Genomic DNA, 15,665 nt, shown 5'->3' with positions numbered 1-15,665 from the left:
AGTTTGAGCGGTATGCATCAAGTCATGAAAGAGGTAGGATGGATGAAAAAACATTCCAATGAGAAGGATGAACTTACGGACAAACGGCGCTTCAGTTACCGAATGAACGTATTTTTCTTCGCTTCCTTTGTTATTTTTAGCGTTATTATTGTACGCTTGGCCTTTTTGCAATTCGTGGAAGGGCCGGAGCTTAGTCAGGAAGAAGCCAGTAACATTACCAAGGATGTACCACTTCCTCCTGTGAGAGGCACGATCTATGATTCCACAGGTGAAGTGAAGCTGGCTTATTCCAAGCCCATTCAGTCGCTATACTTGACGCTGTATAAAAACTATGGGGATGTTGATGGGAAACCAAATCCTAACATAGGGGAAGTGCAGGATATTGCAACCCGGTTGCATGATGTATTTGAACAGTACAAGCTGAAGGATTCAGAGTCACTTACAGTGGAGAAAATTATTGAAGAGATGGATTTGAACTCCCGCAAAGCGAACGGTTTTATGCCGCGTCTGATCAAGAGTGATCTGTCCGAGGGAGAAGTCGCTTATTTCCTGCAACATAAGGATGAGTTCAAAGGTATTCAGATCGTCGAGGAGAGTGTACGATTCTACGATCCGGATACGGTAGCGGTTCAGACCATCGGTTATCTGAAGAAGTTCAGAAGTTCGAAGTCCTTGGACAAATACAAAGAGGTGGACGAGGCCAATAAAACGCAAACGGATCCGGGCCTGGTGTATACGGAGAATGAATTTGTAGGCTTTGATGGACTGGAACTGCAATATCAGGATGCTCTCCGCGGCAAAAGCGGATATACATCCGTTGATGTTGATTTGCGTAACTTGCCTGAAGGTGTGGCTGGTTCTACCCCGCCGAAGAAAGGTTACGACCTGATTTCCAGCATTAACAAGAACGTTCAGGTAAAAACGGAACAGGCCATTCTGGATCAGTTGAGTTGGCTTCATCGGAATCAGGTATCCGGTCGATTACATCCAAATGCCAAGACCGGATTTGCGGTTGCGATGGAAGTGGATACCGGGAAAATCGTATCTGCTGCCAGTATGCCTGATTATGATACCAACATCTGGAGAACAGGCAGTATCACAAATGATCAATATGATGATATCAAATATGTGTATCAAAATGGTACGATTCGTTCATTCCCTCCGGATGACTCTAAAAAGCGAGCTGAATCGATCGTGCTACTTGGCTCCACCATCAAACCGCTTAGTGTCTTGATCGGTTTGAAAGAAGGTTTCTTCACTACAAATACCGTATATTCGGATAGAGGTTCAACGACCTTTGGTGGGGACAACCGCAGAGTCCAGAATTCATCAGGGCATGTGTACGGTGCGATGCGCCCGCATGATGCGATTCGTCATTCCTCGAACGTATTCATGATTGATGAGATTGGCAAGAAGATGTACTCAAAATACGGTGCGACCGGAATTGACAAATGGGATGAATACATGAAGCAGTTCGGCCTTGGGGTATCTACAGGGGTTGATCTGCCGAATGAATTCCTGGGCATACGGGATTACATGAACGAAACGGAAAGCTCGCTGACACGTCTCGTGTATGGCTCCTTTGGACAGCAGGGGAAATATACAACCATGCAGTTAGCACAGTACACTACAATGCTGGCGAACAAAGGAAAGCGGATGGAGCCACAACTGGTTAGAGAGTTCCGGGATTCGGAAGGCAACGTGGTCGAGAAAGTAAAACCGAAGGTACTCAGCACGGTGGAGTTTAACGATGCCTACTGGAATGAAGTACAACGAGGCATGGCAACGGAGGTATCTGCATTTAGCGGATTCCCTTATGACTTTGCCAGAAAAACAGGAACATCGACACAGGTAGTAGGGGGCAAACTGGTGGATAATGGGGTGTTTATCGCCTATGCACCACGTAATAATCCAAAGCTTGCTGTCGCTGTGGTTATCCCCGAAGGGGGCTTTGGTTCGAGCAGTGCGGCTCCGGTTGCGCGTGCAATCTTCGATGCCTATGACGAGGAATTCGGTCTCGACGGTGTTCCGAAAAAGGACAAAAATAAAGATTCAGATTCGGAATCAGGCACACAGTGATGTGAGGCATTGGTTACAGAGGGGACCCTTCGTGGGTCCTCTTTTTTGTTTTACGTGGAGAATGATCGTAAGAGTGAACTAATTAGTTGCATTAATATGTAACCATATGAGCTGTATCACGTTTATATAAGGGAAGGGTAAACGCGATCTGGAGAACGGGACAACGTTGATATGTCAGTGTTTACATTGAAATCGGTAGATGGGGTAGTGCAACGTTTCTGTTTACGAAAATGTAACCAAAAATTGAAAGACGTGACAGCTAACCTTTGGTAGACTTGTATGAGAAAGGATTAAATTTTGGATTGAACACGTTCACAATACGGATTAAATATTTTATTTTTATAGAGGAACGGGAGAGGCTTAAAACATGTTTAACCGATTGAGGAAGAAACCCATGACTGAGGAAGATACACCCGTCAACAAGCCTTCCACCGCAAGGCTGAATCTGTTTTTTTTCGCGGCATTTGTCATATTCAGTATCCTTATTTTCAGGTTGGCCTTTGTGCAGTTTGTAGAAGGTCCTGAACTGACGTATATGGAAACGAGTCGTAATACCAAAGACATTCCACTCGCACCTGTTCGTGGTCCCATCTATGATGCTACGGGAGAAATTGCGCTTGCTTACTCGGAACCTGTACAGTCCCTGTATGTGCTGTTATATGAGGATTATCGGAACGATGAACGTAGACAGGAAGCAGTGGAACTGGCTCATGATCTGGCGGCTGTGTTTAAGCAGTTTAATCCAGGGGACAAAGAGCAACCGGATGCGGAAGAGATCATCAAACGACTGGATCTGGATTACCAGAAAACGTTTGGCTATGTACCGAGGCTGGTGAAGTCGGATCTCTCGACCAAAGAAATTGCCTTTTTCATGGAGAAAAAAGCGGATTACCCAGGCGTTATGGTGCTGGAAGAAAACATAAGAAAATATGACCCGGATGGCGTAGCGGTTCAGGTTGTGGGATACACAAGAGAGTTCAAACGGGCACCAGATTCCATTGCCAAATATAAGGCCATCCGCGAGGGGGCAAGTACCCAGCGTGATCCTGGTCTTGTGTACCATGAAGAAGAGAAGGTTGGGTTTGATGGGTTGGAGCTTCAATACCAGGAAGAACTCCGTGGACGAAGCGGATATCAGTCCATTGATATTGACGCACGTAATCTGCCAGATGGAACGATGTTACAAACACCACCGGAGAAAGGCTACAGTCTGGTTTCCACCATTAACAAGGAAATTCAGATGGCCACACAAGAGGCAATAACGGACGAATTGCGAAGACTCCCTAAGGCAATTACCGGATACGCAGTAGCCATGGAAGTGGATACGGGGAATGTGGTGGCTATGGCGAGTATGCCGGATTATGATCCGAACGATTGGGATTATGACAAAATCAAATATGTGTTCCGGAATGGAACCACCGAGTCGTTCCCACCGAATGATGACAAGCCTAGTCGGGCGGAATCCGTTGTACTTCTTGGATCGGTAATCAAACCGCTAAGTGTGCTTATTGGATTAAAAGAGGGATTATTTACAGCAGGAGAGACCTATCACGATCAGGGATATGCGGTTTTGGGGAAAGACGGACGACAAGTGAAGAACTCGCATTCTGCTTATAATGGTTCTATTACGGCGAGAAGAGCGATTGAGAAATCCTCCAATGCCTTCATGATTGATATGGTGGGTAAACGTTTGTTACGTAATTATGGCTCAGAGAAAGGCATCGATGTCTGGCACAAACACATGCAGGAATTTGGCTTGGGTGTGTCCACTGGTGTAGATCTGCCTAATGAATTTCTGGGTAGGCTAGAATATACTAATAAAGACGAATCGGCTCTAACACGTTTGGCATTTGCCTCGTTTGGACAGCAAGCCAAGTACACCACGATGCAACTCGCACAATATACCACCATGCTTGCCAATAAAGGCAAACGGATGGAACCACATCTGGTGAAGGAAATCCGTGACGCGGACGGCAATGTGGTGAAAGAGATCAAACCTAAAGTGCTCAATGAAGTTGATTTTGCCGATGCGCACTGGAATGAAGTGCACAAAGGAATGGTCACCAAAGTAAGTTCATTTGACGGTTTCCCTTACGATTATGCCCGGAAAACAGGAACATCAGAACAGGGGACCGGACCGAACAAAAAAGAGAATGGTGTATTTATTGCCTTTGCACCACGAGATAATCCGAAGCTTGCTGTCGCTGTTGTTGTACCGGAAGGTGGATTCGGGTCAGTCAGTGCTTCACCAATAGCACGGAAAATTTTCGATGCATATGATGAAGTGTATGGTCTCGATGGAACGCCGAAAGGTAAGAAAGACGAAGGGAAAGACAAAGAGTAATGCAAAAGAACGTCTCGGAAGTTAGCTCTTTTAACATCGTGACCGAAAGGTTTATGAAGTGAATTAAATATATTTGGACAGGCAGGGGAAATAATCCCTTGCCTTTTTTTTTGGCTTCGGATAAAATTTGCACAAGGGAAACATTATTAGTCTTGATTAAAAATTAATACCTTGTACAACAAAATTAGATGTAGACAAGTATTTTAGGAGAGGGAAAGGGGACGGTTGAATTGTTAATGGTGAAAATGAGGAGTATCCAGAGGGGGTTCATTACGCTAGCGGCTCTGGTTCTGGTTATTGTACTTACGGCATGTTCCAGTGGTGCAGAGACGAGCAGTGGTGGCAAGCTACAAGTAACCGCTACAACGGGAATGATCGCTGACGTAGCACGTGAGGTAGGCGGGGCATATGTTGATGTTACCGGGCTAATGGGCCCGGGAGTTGACCCCCATTTGTACAAGGCATCCCAAGGTGATATTCGCAAACTGGAACAAGCAAAAGTCATTTTCTATAATGGACTGCATCTCGAAGGCAAAATGACAGACATTTTGGAGAAAATGTCCTCAAGCAAGCTGGTTACTGCTGTTACAGAGACTATTCCAGTCGAGGAGTTGCACTCAGGCAAAGATACAGGCGGCACCGAATATGATCCACACGTCTGGTTTAACGTCAGCCACTGGATGCATGCGGCAGAAGCCGTACGCGATACTCTCGTGGAGGCGGACCCGGACCATGCGGAAGAATACAAGGCTCAGGCAGAGGCGTATCTGGCGAAGCTCGAAGCACTGGATGCCGAGGTCCGTGAGAAGATTCTGGAGATTCCGGAAGCAAGCCGGGTATTGGTTACGGCGCATGATGCATTTGGATATTTCGGTCAGGCTTATGGCATGAAAGTGATGGGGCTTCAGGGCATCAGTACAGCAGCCGAATACGGTGCAAAAGATGTTAGCGAACTGCGGGATTATCTCGTAGATAACCATATCAAAGCAGTATTTGTTGAATCGAGTGTGCCTGCAAAAGCGATGGAAGCCATCATTGCCGGAGCAGCTCAAAAAGGACATACGGTCAACATTGGTGGAGAACTGTTCTCGGATGCCATGGGAGCTGAGGGAACGGAAGAAGGCACATACATCGGTATGATTCGCCACAATGTTGAGACGATTGTAGAAGCTCTGAAATAATGAATCACATGAGAGAGGAGTTACAGGATTATGGAAGATACAACTTTATTGGAACAAACTCCTACGAAACTGAACAATAGTCACTTGCAGGGAACGCAGCCAACATCGGCTCCTCTTAGTGTGAGGGATCTGGCTGTTGCGTATCACAAAAAGCCGGTGCTTAGCAGCGTATCCTTCGATATTCCGGAAGGACAGCTCATTGGTATTCTTGGCCCAAATGGCGCAGGGAAATCAACACTGATCAAAGCTGTTCTGGGACTGGTACCGAAGATGCATGGAGAGGTACGGATCTTCGGACAATCGTACCGGGAACAACGTCGCCGCATCGGTTATGTACCACAACGGGAATCGGTGGACTGGGATTTTCCAACGCATGCGCTTGATGTGGTGATGATGGGACGGTATGGTCATCTGGGATGGTTCCGTCGTCCGGGGAAAAAGGAGCGGGACCTGGCGGCACACTGCCTGGAGCAAGTCGGCATGGGCGATTACATGTACCGCCAGATCAGTCAGCTGTCCGGTGGACAGCAGCAACGTGTCTTTCTGGCACGGGCACTCGTGCAAGACGCAGATCTGTATTTCATGGATGAGCCATTTGCAGGTGTCGATGCCACCACAGAGAAAGCGATCATTTCGCTTTTGGAACAGTTGAAGAAACAAGGCAAGACGGTACTGGTTGTTCACCATGATCTGGCGACAGTCGAGGAATACTTCGACCATGTGCTGCTGCTCAATGGACGACTGGTGGCAGGTGGACCAACAAGTGAAGTATTTGTACCGGATACACTGCAAGAGACGTACGGAGGCCGGATTGCGATGATCGGAAGCCGGACGGAGAAAGGCCAGGTGTAGTGCATGTGGAACTGGATCGTTGCCATTTTGTCTGACCCCAATACACGTTGGATATTGCTCGGCTGTCTGTTGTTAGGATTCAGTAGTGGAATTATTGGCTCCTTCACCTTTCTTCGTAAACAGAGCCTGATGGGGGACACCCTTGCTCATGCTGCTCTGCCTGGGATCTGTATTGCATTTATGTTGACGGAAACGAAGTCGGTCGGATTATTCCTGTTCGGTGCTCTGGTGGCTGGCATTGTCGCTACCTTCGGAATCTCGTGGATTACACGCTACTCCCGAATCAAGCAGGATGCGGCGATGGGAATTGTGCTGACCGTATTTTTCGGGGTTGGTGTAGTGATGCTGACGCGCATCCAGCATGGGGCGAGCGGAAGTCAAAGCGGACTCGATAAATATTTGTTTGGGCAGGCGGCATCCATGGTCATGACGGATGTGTATGTTATGGGTGGCGTATGTCTTGTATTACTGATTGCCTGTCTTGCCTGGTTCAAGGAATTTAAATTGGTGAGTTTTGACCCGGGATTTGCACGTGGTATGGGTCTGCCAGTTGCCATGTTGGAGCAGCTCATCCTGCTCTTGACGGTAATCGCGGTGGTGGCCGGAATACAAGCCGTTGGTGTCGTGCTTGTTGCGGCTTTGCTGGTAACCCCAGCAGCAGCGGCACGTTGCTGGACCGACTCACTTGCACTGATGGTGGTATTGGCAGGCATATTTGGTGCACTGAGTGGTGCAACAGGCACGATCTTCAGTACGCTTGTACCTAATCTGCCGACAGGACCTGTAACCGTTCTTGCGGCTACAGTGTTGTTTGCCGGGTCAGCCTTGCTTGCTCCGCGTCGTGGATTATTAGCTCGACGGTTGCGTAGTATTCAGGCGAAGTCCGCATATATGCGTGAAGAGCGAGCTACACTTCACACTCTCGCTGCACAGCGAAATCAGCAGGAACGGAGGGAGGTGTAATGGCAACGTTTTGGATTATCTTGACGGCCGTATTGGTATCTTCCGCCTGCGCCATCCTCGGTTGTTTTCTGATTCTGCGGCGAATGGCTCTGGTCGGTGATGCGATCAGCCATGCGGTTCTCCCCGGTATTGCGATTGCTTTCCTGTGGAGCGGTTCCAGGGATTCATTGTGGATGCTACTTGGTGCAACGGTGTTTGGACTACTGACGGTGTTCTTCATACAGAGTTTGCAGGCGGGAGGACTCTCGTCTGATGCCTCAATCGGAATTGTGTTTACTGCACTCTTCGCAGTAGGTGTCATTCTGATTAGTCTGAACGCCCAGCATATTGATCTGGATCTGGACTGTGTCTTGTTTGGTGAGATCGCTTATGTACAGTGGGATACACTAACCCTTGGAGGTACGGATGTCGGTCCGAGGGCGGTCTGGATGCTGGGTATCACTTTGCTGGTCATCCTCGTCGTCATTGGGCTGTTCTACAAACAGTTCAAGCTATGTGCTTTTGATCCGGCGCTGGCTGCGGCCTGCGGCATTCCAGTAGTGCTGTTCCACTATCTGCTCATGGGACTCGTTTCGATGACGTCCGTAGCTTCATTTGAAAGTGTTGGTTCGATTCTCGTCGTGGGCATGCTGATTGTACCTGCGGCGACGGCTTATCTGCTCACAGATCGTCTGGGCAAAATGATTTTATATGCCGTCCTGATCGGAGCAGCATCCTCGGTTGGAGGTTACATCATGGCATACGCCCTGGATGCTTCCATTGCGGGCTGCATGGTAGCTGTTGCTGGAATTTTATTTGTTCTTGCACTGCTGCTGTCACCGAAACACGGCATCATATTCCGATACGCTCGTCGCAAATTCGCGGCACGTTAATTCATAGAGATTGTTAGCCGCCTGCTTTGCAGGCGGTTTTTTTGATTGGACTGTAAACGAAGAAAAATTCAATAGCAGCCCCTCCTGCTGGAGTGAGCTGCTATTGGGATGCCTAAAGTTTGAATGAGGTAGAAGAATATAACAATCCTTACGGTTTCAAAGGCAACCGATGAACCCCTTGGCTTCCTCCCGGTGCGGTTCCGAGATATAAATATTTCCCTTGGCTTACGGCCGTGGTGATGCCATACAATGTTCCTTCCGGATCATGCCAACTACTAATAAGCTCTCCTTCTGGTCCATATTCTGCAACAAGTCCGTGTTTCACCGGGGCACTGGCTCCATTTAACAAGGACTGTGGAACTTTGGACATCGTCGCTGCTAACCAAGGGTGACTATGCATGTAATCGGCAAAAGACAGACGGGTTGTGAATACCCCTACCCAGAAGTGTCCCTGTGCGTCACGGGTGATATTGTCCGGAAACCCAGCCAGATTCTCCGCAAAAATATCAGAGGTGCCTTGTTTGGGGCCTTTTAACCAGTACCGGGTCAACTGATAATGATACGATTCTGCGACTAGCACGAAGTCTTCTTCGGCAGACAGTACGACCCCATTGGCAAAATATAAATCCTTAAGCAGAACGGTCGTCTGCTTGGTCAGTGGATCATATTTCAACAATCGTCCATGCGGTTTATTCTCGGCAATTTCTTTGAACATGACTTTGCCATAGTTAGAGGTATCGGAGAAATAAATCGATCCGTCTTGCGCGATGTCCAGTTCGTTCGCCAGGTAGATCGGTCCCCCATCTACTTCAGTGGTTAGTACTTCGATGTTTCCGTTCGGGTCAATGGACAGGAGCCCTTTCTGAATATCCGCCACAATCAAATTTCCGGCAGCATCAAATTTCAGGCCGTTAGGTGTTCCGTGGGTATCGGCGAATACCTCTGCTGGCTGTGCCTTGTCCTCGGCGTCAAAGGTTACTCTGTAGATTTTGCCGTCGGAGTCACCCGCATACAGTCGCCCTTCTTTATCAAAAGTGATAAATTCCGGGAACTTCGCGCGGTCTGTAACCAATTCAGCGGAGCTAAGTTTGTTGTTCTCTTTCCAGGGACCCTCCTTCTCAAAAGAAGGAGCAGTAGGTGCAGACCAAACAGCGGGTTCTACCGGGGCGGGCATTAGCAGGAATACAATGATTCCCAGCACAATTACCCCTAGCAGGGTCAGGCTCCATCTACGAATTTGTTGACCAGTGGATCGTTTGCGTTGTTTTTGTTCTGTTGACATATTAATCCTCCTAATAATGTTTCTGTTGTCGTTTTTCATAGCGTGCAGTTAACTGCCACTACATGTTCCGGTGTGTCCTTCGTACCGACAGAGGCGTTATCCCCCTGTACTACTCACGTTGAGAGAGTTATCTCCGTCGAGCCTGGCACAGAAATAGAAATTGCATGCGACGGTTACGATTCTTCCACCCAAAGAGCATTAAATAATACGTTGTTTTTTTAAAGAAACAATGTTACCTTAACTCCAAAAAATAATGCAAATTTAAAAAAAATGAGCATGAGACCATTTTCGGTAACACTGTTTCTTATAAGAATCATAGTAACCAAAAAGAAACTATTGTGTCAAATTATTTTTTTATCAGGATGACTTCATTGACAACTTTTCTGCAAATGGTTAGAATGCCTGTTAGAAGTCGGAAACTTGATAACTAAATGAAGGTGATCCTTATCAGTGACGAAGACAAGCCCTCACCATCCAAGGGGCGGGCATTAAAAACATATCAGCAAGCTCGCCTGCAAAACACGGAAAATCTCCGTAAGCTTGTGGTTGATGCGGCAGCAGCCATTTTGCAGGAAGAAGGGCCGGAGGCTGTTACTGTACGCAGAGTATCGCAAAAGATGGGCTGCTCTACCAAGATCATTTACAGTTTGTTTGTTAATAAAGAGGGTCTGGCCCAGCAGTTGTATCTGGAGGGCTGCAAATTGCTCGCCAAGTGTTTGGAAGAAGTGCCGCCGTCCTCTGACTCCTTGCAGCATTTACTGGATTTGGGGGAAGCCTTCTGGCAGTTTGCGCAGAATTATACCAGCTACTACAAGCTGATGTTCGGAGGGGCTTTTGCCGAATTTAAGCCGGATGCAGAGAGTATGCAGGGAACGATGACTGCCATACACCGCTTGCTGATTCTAATTAGCACTGCCCAGAAGCAAGGACAGATTTCGGACCAGGAAGAGACCGAAACTCTTGTCAGTACTATATGGGCATCGCTGCACGGTGTAATCCACCTGCATATGGGCGGGTTCCTTGGTGATGTAAAGGCAGCCCATAACGTATATAAACAAACTATGAATTTGATGTCCCAATCCTTGTTTGCAGTATCCAAACCAGACAGAGGAGCGGACAGGGGATAATTGGATTTAATCTTGGCTACGGGTTAGGCTGGAAAACAGGCAAAGTGACAAAGGTTAAGCTAAAAGCGGTTCATCCTGTAGGAGGTGGATCGTTTTTTTATTTAGGAAATTATACATTACATAAAATGTAATAACTTCGAAGTGTAATCCTGAGCGGGTTATTTTGTTGCATACAGATGATCTGTGGTAAAATGTCGTTAGCTGTGACGTCCGGAGCGTCCGTTTTTACGGATGCCGGGCGATCTTGTTGTGAAAGAATGTTTAAAATAGATAAAGAGAACCTTTAAGTTGAACTGGAGATACATGGGGTACGGAGAGGGCAGAAAGGACCTAGAGAAACGAAGTGGTCACGTTTATAACCTGATTTTCTTCATTGTAGATCGAATCAAGAAAATCAGGGGATAACAGCGATCGAAAGGTTTTCTGCCCGCGTAATGCCCCTGATGGATATCCATGAGTTCAACTTGGAGAGAGAGACAACCTAGGAGGAACTACTGTATGAGTGAACTGAAATACAAATTGCTTGCATTGGATATGGATGGAACATTGCTTAACGATAATCATGAAATTACGCAGGAGACCGCCAAGTGGATTCAGATTGCCATTCGTCGGGGTGTGCATGTGTGCCTATCCACGGGAAGAGCCGTATTCCACGCGATGCCTTATGCGGTGCAGCTTGGGCTGGAGACACCGATGGTTACCGTTAACGGCAGTGAGGTATGGAAAGCCCCGCATGATCTGCATATGCGTCATCTGATGGACCCGGTATTGATTCGCAGAATGCAGGAGATCGGTGAGAAATACAACAGCTGGTACTGGGCATACTCCGTGGAAGAGCTGTTCAACCGTGATCGCTGGACGGACAATATTGAAGGTCTGGAATGGCTGAAATTCGGCTTTAATACCGAAGTGGATGAAGTTCGTCACCAGATCATGATGGAACTGCAACAAATGGGTGGTCTGCAAATGACCAACTCCTCACCCGTTAATATTGAGATCAACCCTGCTGGCGTATCCAAAGCTAGTGGTGTAGCGGAAGTCTGCAAGCTGCTGGGCATCGAGATGTCCGAAGTTGTTGCTGTCGGAGATAGTCTGAATGATCTGGCTGTCATTGAGGCCGTGGGTCTTGGTGTAGCGATGGGCAATGCGCAAGAGCAGGTGAAGGAAGCGGCTGATCTGATCGTAGCGAGTAACAATGAAGATGGCATCGTCGAAGTGATCCGTGAACATATTTTGAAGGGGGAGTAACCTTTGCTCGCAACCATTGCCTGGATTTTAATTGTGCTGCTGTTTGCAGTGGGGATGGCTGGAACTGTATATCCCATACTGCCTGGTGCTGTAGCGATTTTCTTCGCGTTTCTGGTCTACGGCTGGTTCTTTAGCTTTGATCCGTTTGGTGTGTGGTTCTGGATCATTCAGATTCTGATTGTTGTTGTGTTGTTTGTGGCTGATTATGTCGTTAGCGCATGGGGTGTGAAGAAGTTCGGTGGCTCCAAGTTATCGACCACGCTGAGTACCATTGGTGTTATCATTGGCCCATTTGTCATTCCGGCATTCGGACTGGTATTGGGACCATTTATCGGTGCTTTTATCGGGGAACTGATCGGAGGGTCTTCACCTTCCAAAGCCTCAAAAGTTGGATTTGGTTCGGTCGTGGGGTTATTTACGAGTACTGTGATGAAAATTATTTTGCAAATCGTCATGATTGTTCTCTTTATTATCTGGGTGGTAAGATTCGCCTAAACGTTCAGGATTAGCTTCAACGGGATGCACGTCCGGTGTGGAGGAAAGAAGGGGAATTGGTTTGTCTAAGAAAGAAACATTCATTAGGGGTACGCTCATTCTGGCGGCAGCTGCGCTGATCGCAAGAGTACTCGGATTGGTTCAACGGGTGCCGCTGGAGCATATCCTTGGAGATGTCGGTAACGCATCGTTTACGATCTCCAATACGGTATATTTAATGTTATTAACTGTAGCAACGGCGGGCATACCGAGTACACTTAGTAAAATGGTATCGGAACGCTATGCGCTCGGACGCGCGGGTGAAGCTCAACAGATCTACCGTGCAGCCCTGATCTTTGCGGCTGTTGCCGGGGTAGTCATGTCTGCTTTATTATGGTTCGCGGCACCTTATTATGCCACGTATGTCTCCAAAGTACCTGCATCGGTCAGCGCCATTCGCGCCTTGGCTCCAGCCTTGCTGCTTTTCCCGGCCATTGCGATGATGCGTGGATACTTCCAGGGACGCGGCAACATGACAGCGGGTGGTATTTCACAGATTGTTGAACAGTTCGCCCGTGTAGGTACAGCCATTATCGTGGCTTATGTCATGCTGCAATGGAATTATGATGACCAAACAATTGCTGCGGGTGCCTCATTTGGCGGGGTATTAGGAAGTGTGGGTGCATTTGGTGTCATGCTGTACTTCACCTTGAAGCTGCGTCGTAGCGACCGTGCGGCCCAATTGAATTACGAGCGTGCAGAGCAGTTACCGATGCGAGGTATCTACAGTGATATCTTCAAGCTGTCTATTCCTATTGTGTTGTCCTCACTTGCAGTTCCAGCCATTAACTTCATCGATTCATCCCTTGTGGTACCACTGCTTAGTGGCCAGATTGGACTCGAAGAAGCGACAGGTGTACTTGCGATCCTGGGTGCGAAAGCCCAAAGTATTGCGGGTATTCCTCCGATTCTGGCTATCGCTTTGAGTCAATCGTTGGTGCCTGTCATTTCAGCAGCATTTGCCCGCAAGGATGAAGCGCATCTGAAGAGTCAGGTTACACTTGCGTTGCGCATTTCGATTCTGACAGGTATGCCGATTGTCATTGCGCTTTGTGCGGCAGCATATTCGGTCAACGGATTGCTGTTTACCAATCTGGATGGAACGCCGATCATTGCCTTGTTAACATTCGGTACCATTTTCCAGATTACGATGATGACCACCAACTCCATTTTACTCGGGGTAGGGAAACCACGGATTACAATGATCAGTGTCGCAGCAGGTGTTGTGATCAAACTGATCGCAAGTCTGATTCTGGCGCCGATCTTTGGCATTTACGGCATTATCATTGCAACGGCCCTTTGTTTCCTGGTCATCACGTACCTGAATCTGCGGGTCCTTCGCAAAATCGTTGATTTCTCCATCATGGGAGATCGTTGGAAAGGGTTTATCATTACAGTGTTGCTTGCAGCAGGTGTAGGATTTGCAACGAACTGGATTGGGAATACGATCTTTGGACTGTTCCTGCCAGCGCGTGTATCCTTCTTGTTTACCTGCCTTGTGGTTGGTGTGCTTGTGGTGGTGGTGTATCTGGTTCTCATGGTTGTGCTGCGTGTACTGCGCAAGGACGAGCTGGGCAGTTACCCCCGTATTCTGCAAAAAATTCTTCGTCCACTTATGCGTCTTCAACGTGGAGCTGGGCAAAGAGGTTAAAAATACAAAGTGCATTATTCAAGCATTAATATTTTGTGAAAATAGGATATAAGCTCATGGATAAAAGCTCTGTCTGCTGTTAAGCGGACAGGGCTTTTTGTATAGTTAAAGCGAGCTGATTGAATGAGCTCGAGATTAGCCCCGTAAGCAAGGATTAGCGGTATATCGGGTATCCACATCATCCGTCTTTGACTGCTCTATATGATCTTTAGCATTAGTGTGTGATCGCTTTAGTATCATGAGCCAGTGCTGTTTTCAGCATGCCATACCGGTGTTCGTGACTCATCTCAAACAGCCATGGGCGGCGAGGTGCCGTCAGATAACCGAGACTATCCCGAGTCTGAAGCCAGTCCTGTCTGGTGATCGGTTCATAAGGCGTGTCTCCCCATACGGCGAGCAGTTCCGGACTATATAATCGCTGTCCTTCTGGAAGCCATTCCTCATCCAGTAACGCCTGAGCGTATAATGTATGTTCACCCGCCTCGTCTTCATGATTGGTAAACAGGCCAGGCCAATATTCAGCGCGTGAGCCACGATGGGGAACCAAACGTGCGAACTCCAACACTTGTGTGTGTACTTGCTCCACGCCAAACAACAGGGCGTATAGGCCTTTGCCAAACATAATTCGCTCATCCAACTTGCCAAAATGTTCAATGACGCGTCCTGCGAGTCCTGCTCCCCGTCCAAGAGGAAAGACGATATGATTCAGACCGGCCAGATTATGCAGATGGAATGCGGGTTTGGAAAGTACTTCTTTTTGAAAATAAGGGTGCTGCACCACCCGGCTCTCGATATAGTTCTGCTCATTAATAATTAATGCCACACTAAGCAGTGAACTGCACCGTTCCAGCCAAAAGCGTTCCCAAAACGGCGTCATAAACGCCGATACGTGAAAGTGCGATAAGAGATGGAAACAGCTTCGTCCGATCCGGCGACTGTTCATATACAGCAAAAGCTGGGGATATGCATCTTGGAAAATGAGTGCATTGCATCGCTCCAGCAGCCGATACATATGCTCGCGATCGCTTTGATTCTGTAGATTATGCATTAAGTCACTTTGAAGATCTGTCATGTGATATCCTCCGTTGCGAGAGACCATATGGGCCAGCAGTGCCCAATGCAGTTCGGGATATTGCTCATAACATTCCAGATAGGCTGCCGTGCGGGTGATATTACTCCGATTATGCTCCTGGGTCAGTGTCTTAATCTCTTCCAGAATGATGCAATCTTCTTCGCAGACGAGTGCGCTTTGAACCTGGTCCGTGCGTGCAAAAGATTTGCCGCTGGCAGGTAACAAACGCTCCACCTCAGACTGTAAGGCAGCTGCTGTATCGGTATCCCACTCGATGTCACGCAATGGGTGACGAAGCTGTGCTGAAGCTTGCCATGCCGCTTGTTTGCCACGCCAGATTTCACGGGCAGCACCCGGAATGGAACGGACAATCTGCAGAAGGGACCCGTGATGCTGTTCGCTGGAAGAATCGGTTCTGGTGGAAGTCATGATGTGACATCCTTTCATGATGTTCTGGGTT

At 47.8% G+C, this 15,665-nt stretch carries 12 protein-coding genes; 10 read left to right on the top strand and 2 right to left on the bottom strand.

The genetic code is table 11. The features are described 5' to 3' along the window. Positions 1–42: 42 nt before the first annotated feature. From J2X75_RS21345 to J2X75_RS21320, 6 genes are all read left to right on the top strand, one after another. Positions 43–2,079 (top strand): peptidoglycan D,D-transpeptidase FtsI family protein, encoded by a 2,037-nt coding sequence (locus tag J2X75_RS21345; protein WP_310339851.1) that lies wholly within the window; start codon positions 43–45, stop codon positions 2,077–2,079. A 394-nt stretch (positions 2,080–2,473) separates the two neighbouring features. Then, complete coding sequence (locus tag J2X75_RS21340; protein ID WP_310339849.1) at positions 2,474–4,423, top strand: peptidoglycan D,D-transpeptidase FtsI family protein; 1,950 nt, start codon at positions 2,474–2,476, stop codon at positions 4,421–4,423. Between the two features lie 236 nt (positions 4,424–4,659). Next, positions 4,660–5,604: a metal ABC transporter solute-binding protein, Zn/Mn family gene (locus J2X75_RS21335; protein WP_192135871.1), complete on the top strand. Its 945-nt coding sequence runs from the start codon at positions 4,660–4,662 to the stop codon at positions 5,602–5,604. 30 nt (positions 5,605–5,634) lie between these two features. Continuing rightward, positions 5,635–6,456, top strand: a complete 822-nt coding sequence (locus J2X75_RS21330) for a metal ABC transporter ATP-binding protein (RefSeq protein WP_244898219.1) — start codon at positions 5,635–5,637, stop codon at positions 6,454–6,456. A gap of 3 nt (positions 6,457–6,459) precedes the next feature. Beyond that, positions 6,460–7,419 (top strand): metal ABC transporter permease, encoded by a 960-nt coding sequence (locus tag J2X75_RS21325; protein WP_310339846.1) that lies wholly within the window; start codon positions 6,460–6,462, stop codon positions 7,417–7,419. Next, the gene (locus J2X75_RS21320; RefSeq protein WP_036673312.1) at positions 7,419–8,291 is read left to right on the top strand and encodes a metal ABC transporter permease; all 873 of its coding nucleotides are present in this window, start codon (positions 7,419–7,421) and stop codon (positions 8,289–8,291) included. Before J2X75_RS21325 ends, J2X75_RS21320 begins: the two co-directional genes overlap by 1 nt. Before the next feature lie 148 nt (positions 8,292–8,439). On the opposite strand, the gene J2X75_RS21315 is transcribed toward J2X75_RS21320, so the two are convergent. Then, positions 8,440–9,573: an SMP-30/gluconolactonase/LRE family protein gene (locus J2X75_RS21315; protein WP_310339843.1), complete on the bottom strand. Its 1,134-nt coding sequence runs from the start codon at positions 9,571–9,573 to the stop codon at positions 8,440–8,442. 431 nt (positions 9,574–10,004) lie between these two features. On the opposite strand from J2X75_RS21315, the gene J2X75_RS21310 reads away from it, so the two are divergent. The 4 genes from J2X75_RS21310 (at position 10,005) to J2X75_RS21295 (ending at position 14,133) form a co-directional block, all read left to right on the top strand. Beyond that, the gene (locus tag J2X75_RS21310; RefSeq protein ID WP_310339841.1) at positions 10,005–10,700 is read left to right on the top strand and encodes a TetR/AcrR family transcriptional regulator; all 696 of its coding nucleotides are present in this window, start codon (positions 10,005–10,007) and stop codon (positions 10,698–10,700) included. A 498-nt stretch (positions 10,701–11,198) separates the two neighbouring features. Further along, positions 11,199–11,948: a Cof-type HAD-IIB family hydrolase gene (locus J2X75_RS21305; RefSeq protein WP_091020802.1), complete on the top strand. Its 750-nt coding sequence runs from the start codon at positions 11,199–11,201 to the stop codon at positions 11,946–11,948. A gap of 54 nt (positions 11,949–12,002) precedes the next feature. After that, positions 12,003–12,443: a DUF456 domain-containing protein gene (locus J2X75_RS21300; RefSeq protein WP_047841365.1), complete on the top strand. Its 441-nt coding sequence runs from the start codon at positions 12,003–12,005 to the stop codon at positions 12,441–12,443. Between the two features lie 61 nt (positions 12,444–12,504). Next, positions 12,505–14,133, top strand: a complete 1,629-nt coding sequence (locus J2X75_RS21295; protein WP_307542276.1) for a putative polysaccharide biosynthesis protein — start codon at positions 12,505–12,507, stop codon at positions 14,131–14,133. 214 nt (positions 14,134–14,347) lie between these two features. On the opposite strand, the gene J2X75_RS21290 is transcribed toward J2X75_RS21295, so the two are convergent. Next, complete coding sequence (locus tag J2X75_RS21290) at positions 14,348–15,634, bottom strand: DUF2515 family protein (RefSeq protein WP_310339838.1); 1,287 nt, start codon at positions 15,632–15,634, stop codon at positions 14,348–14,350. Positions 15,635–15,665 lie beyond the last annotated feature (31 nt).

The sequence above is a fragment of the Paenibacillus sp. 2003 genome (genome assembly GCF_031455635.1).
Taxonomy (GTDB): Bacteria; Bacillota; Bacilli; order Paenibacillales; family Paenibacillaceae; genus Paenibacillus; species Paenibacillus amylolyticus_B.
This window is presented reverse-complemented; position numbering and strand designations above follow the sequence as displayed.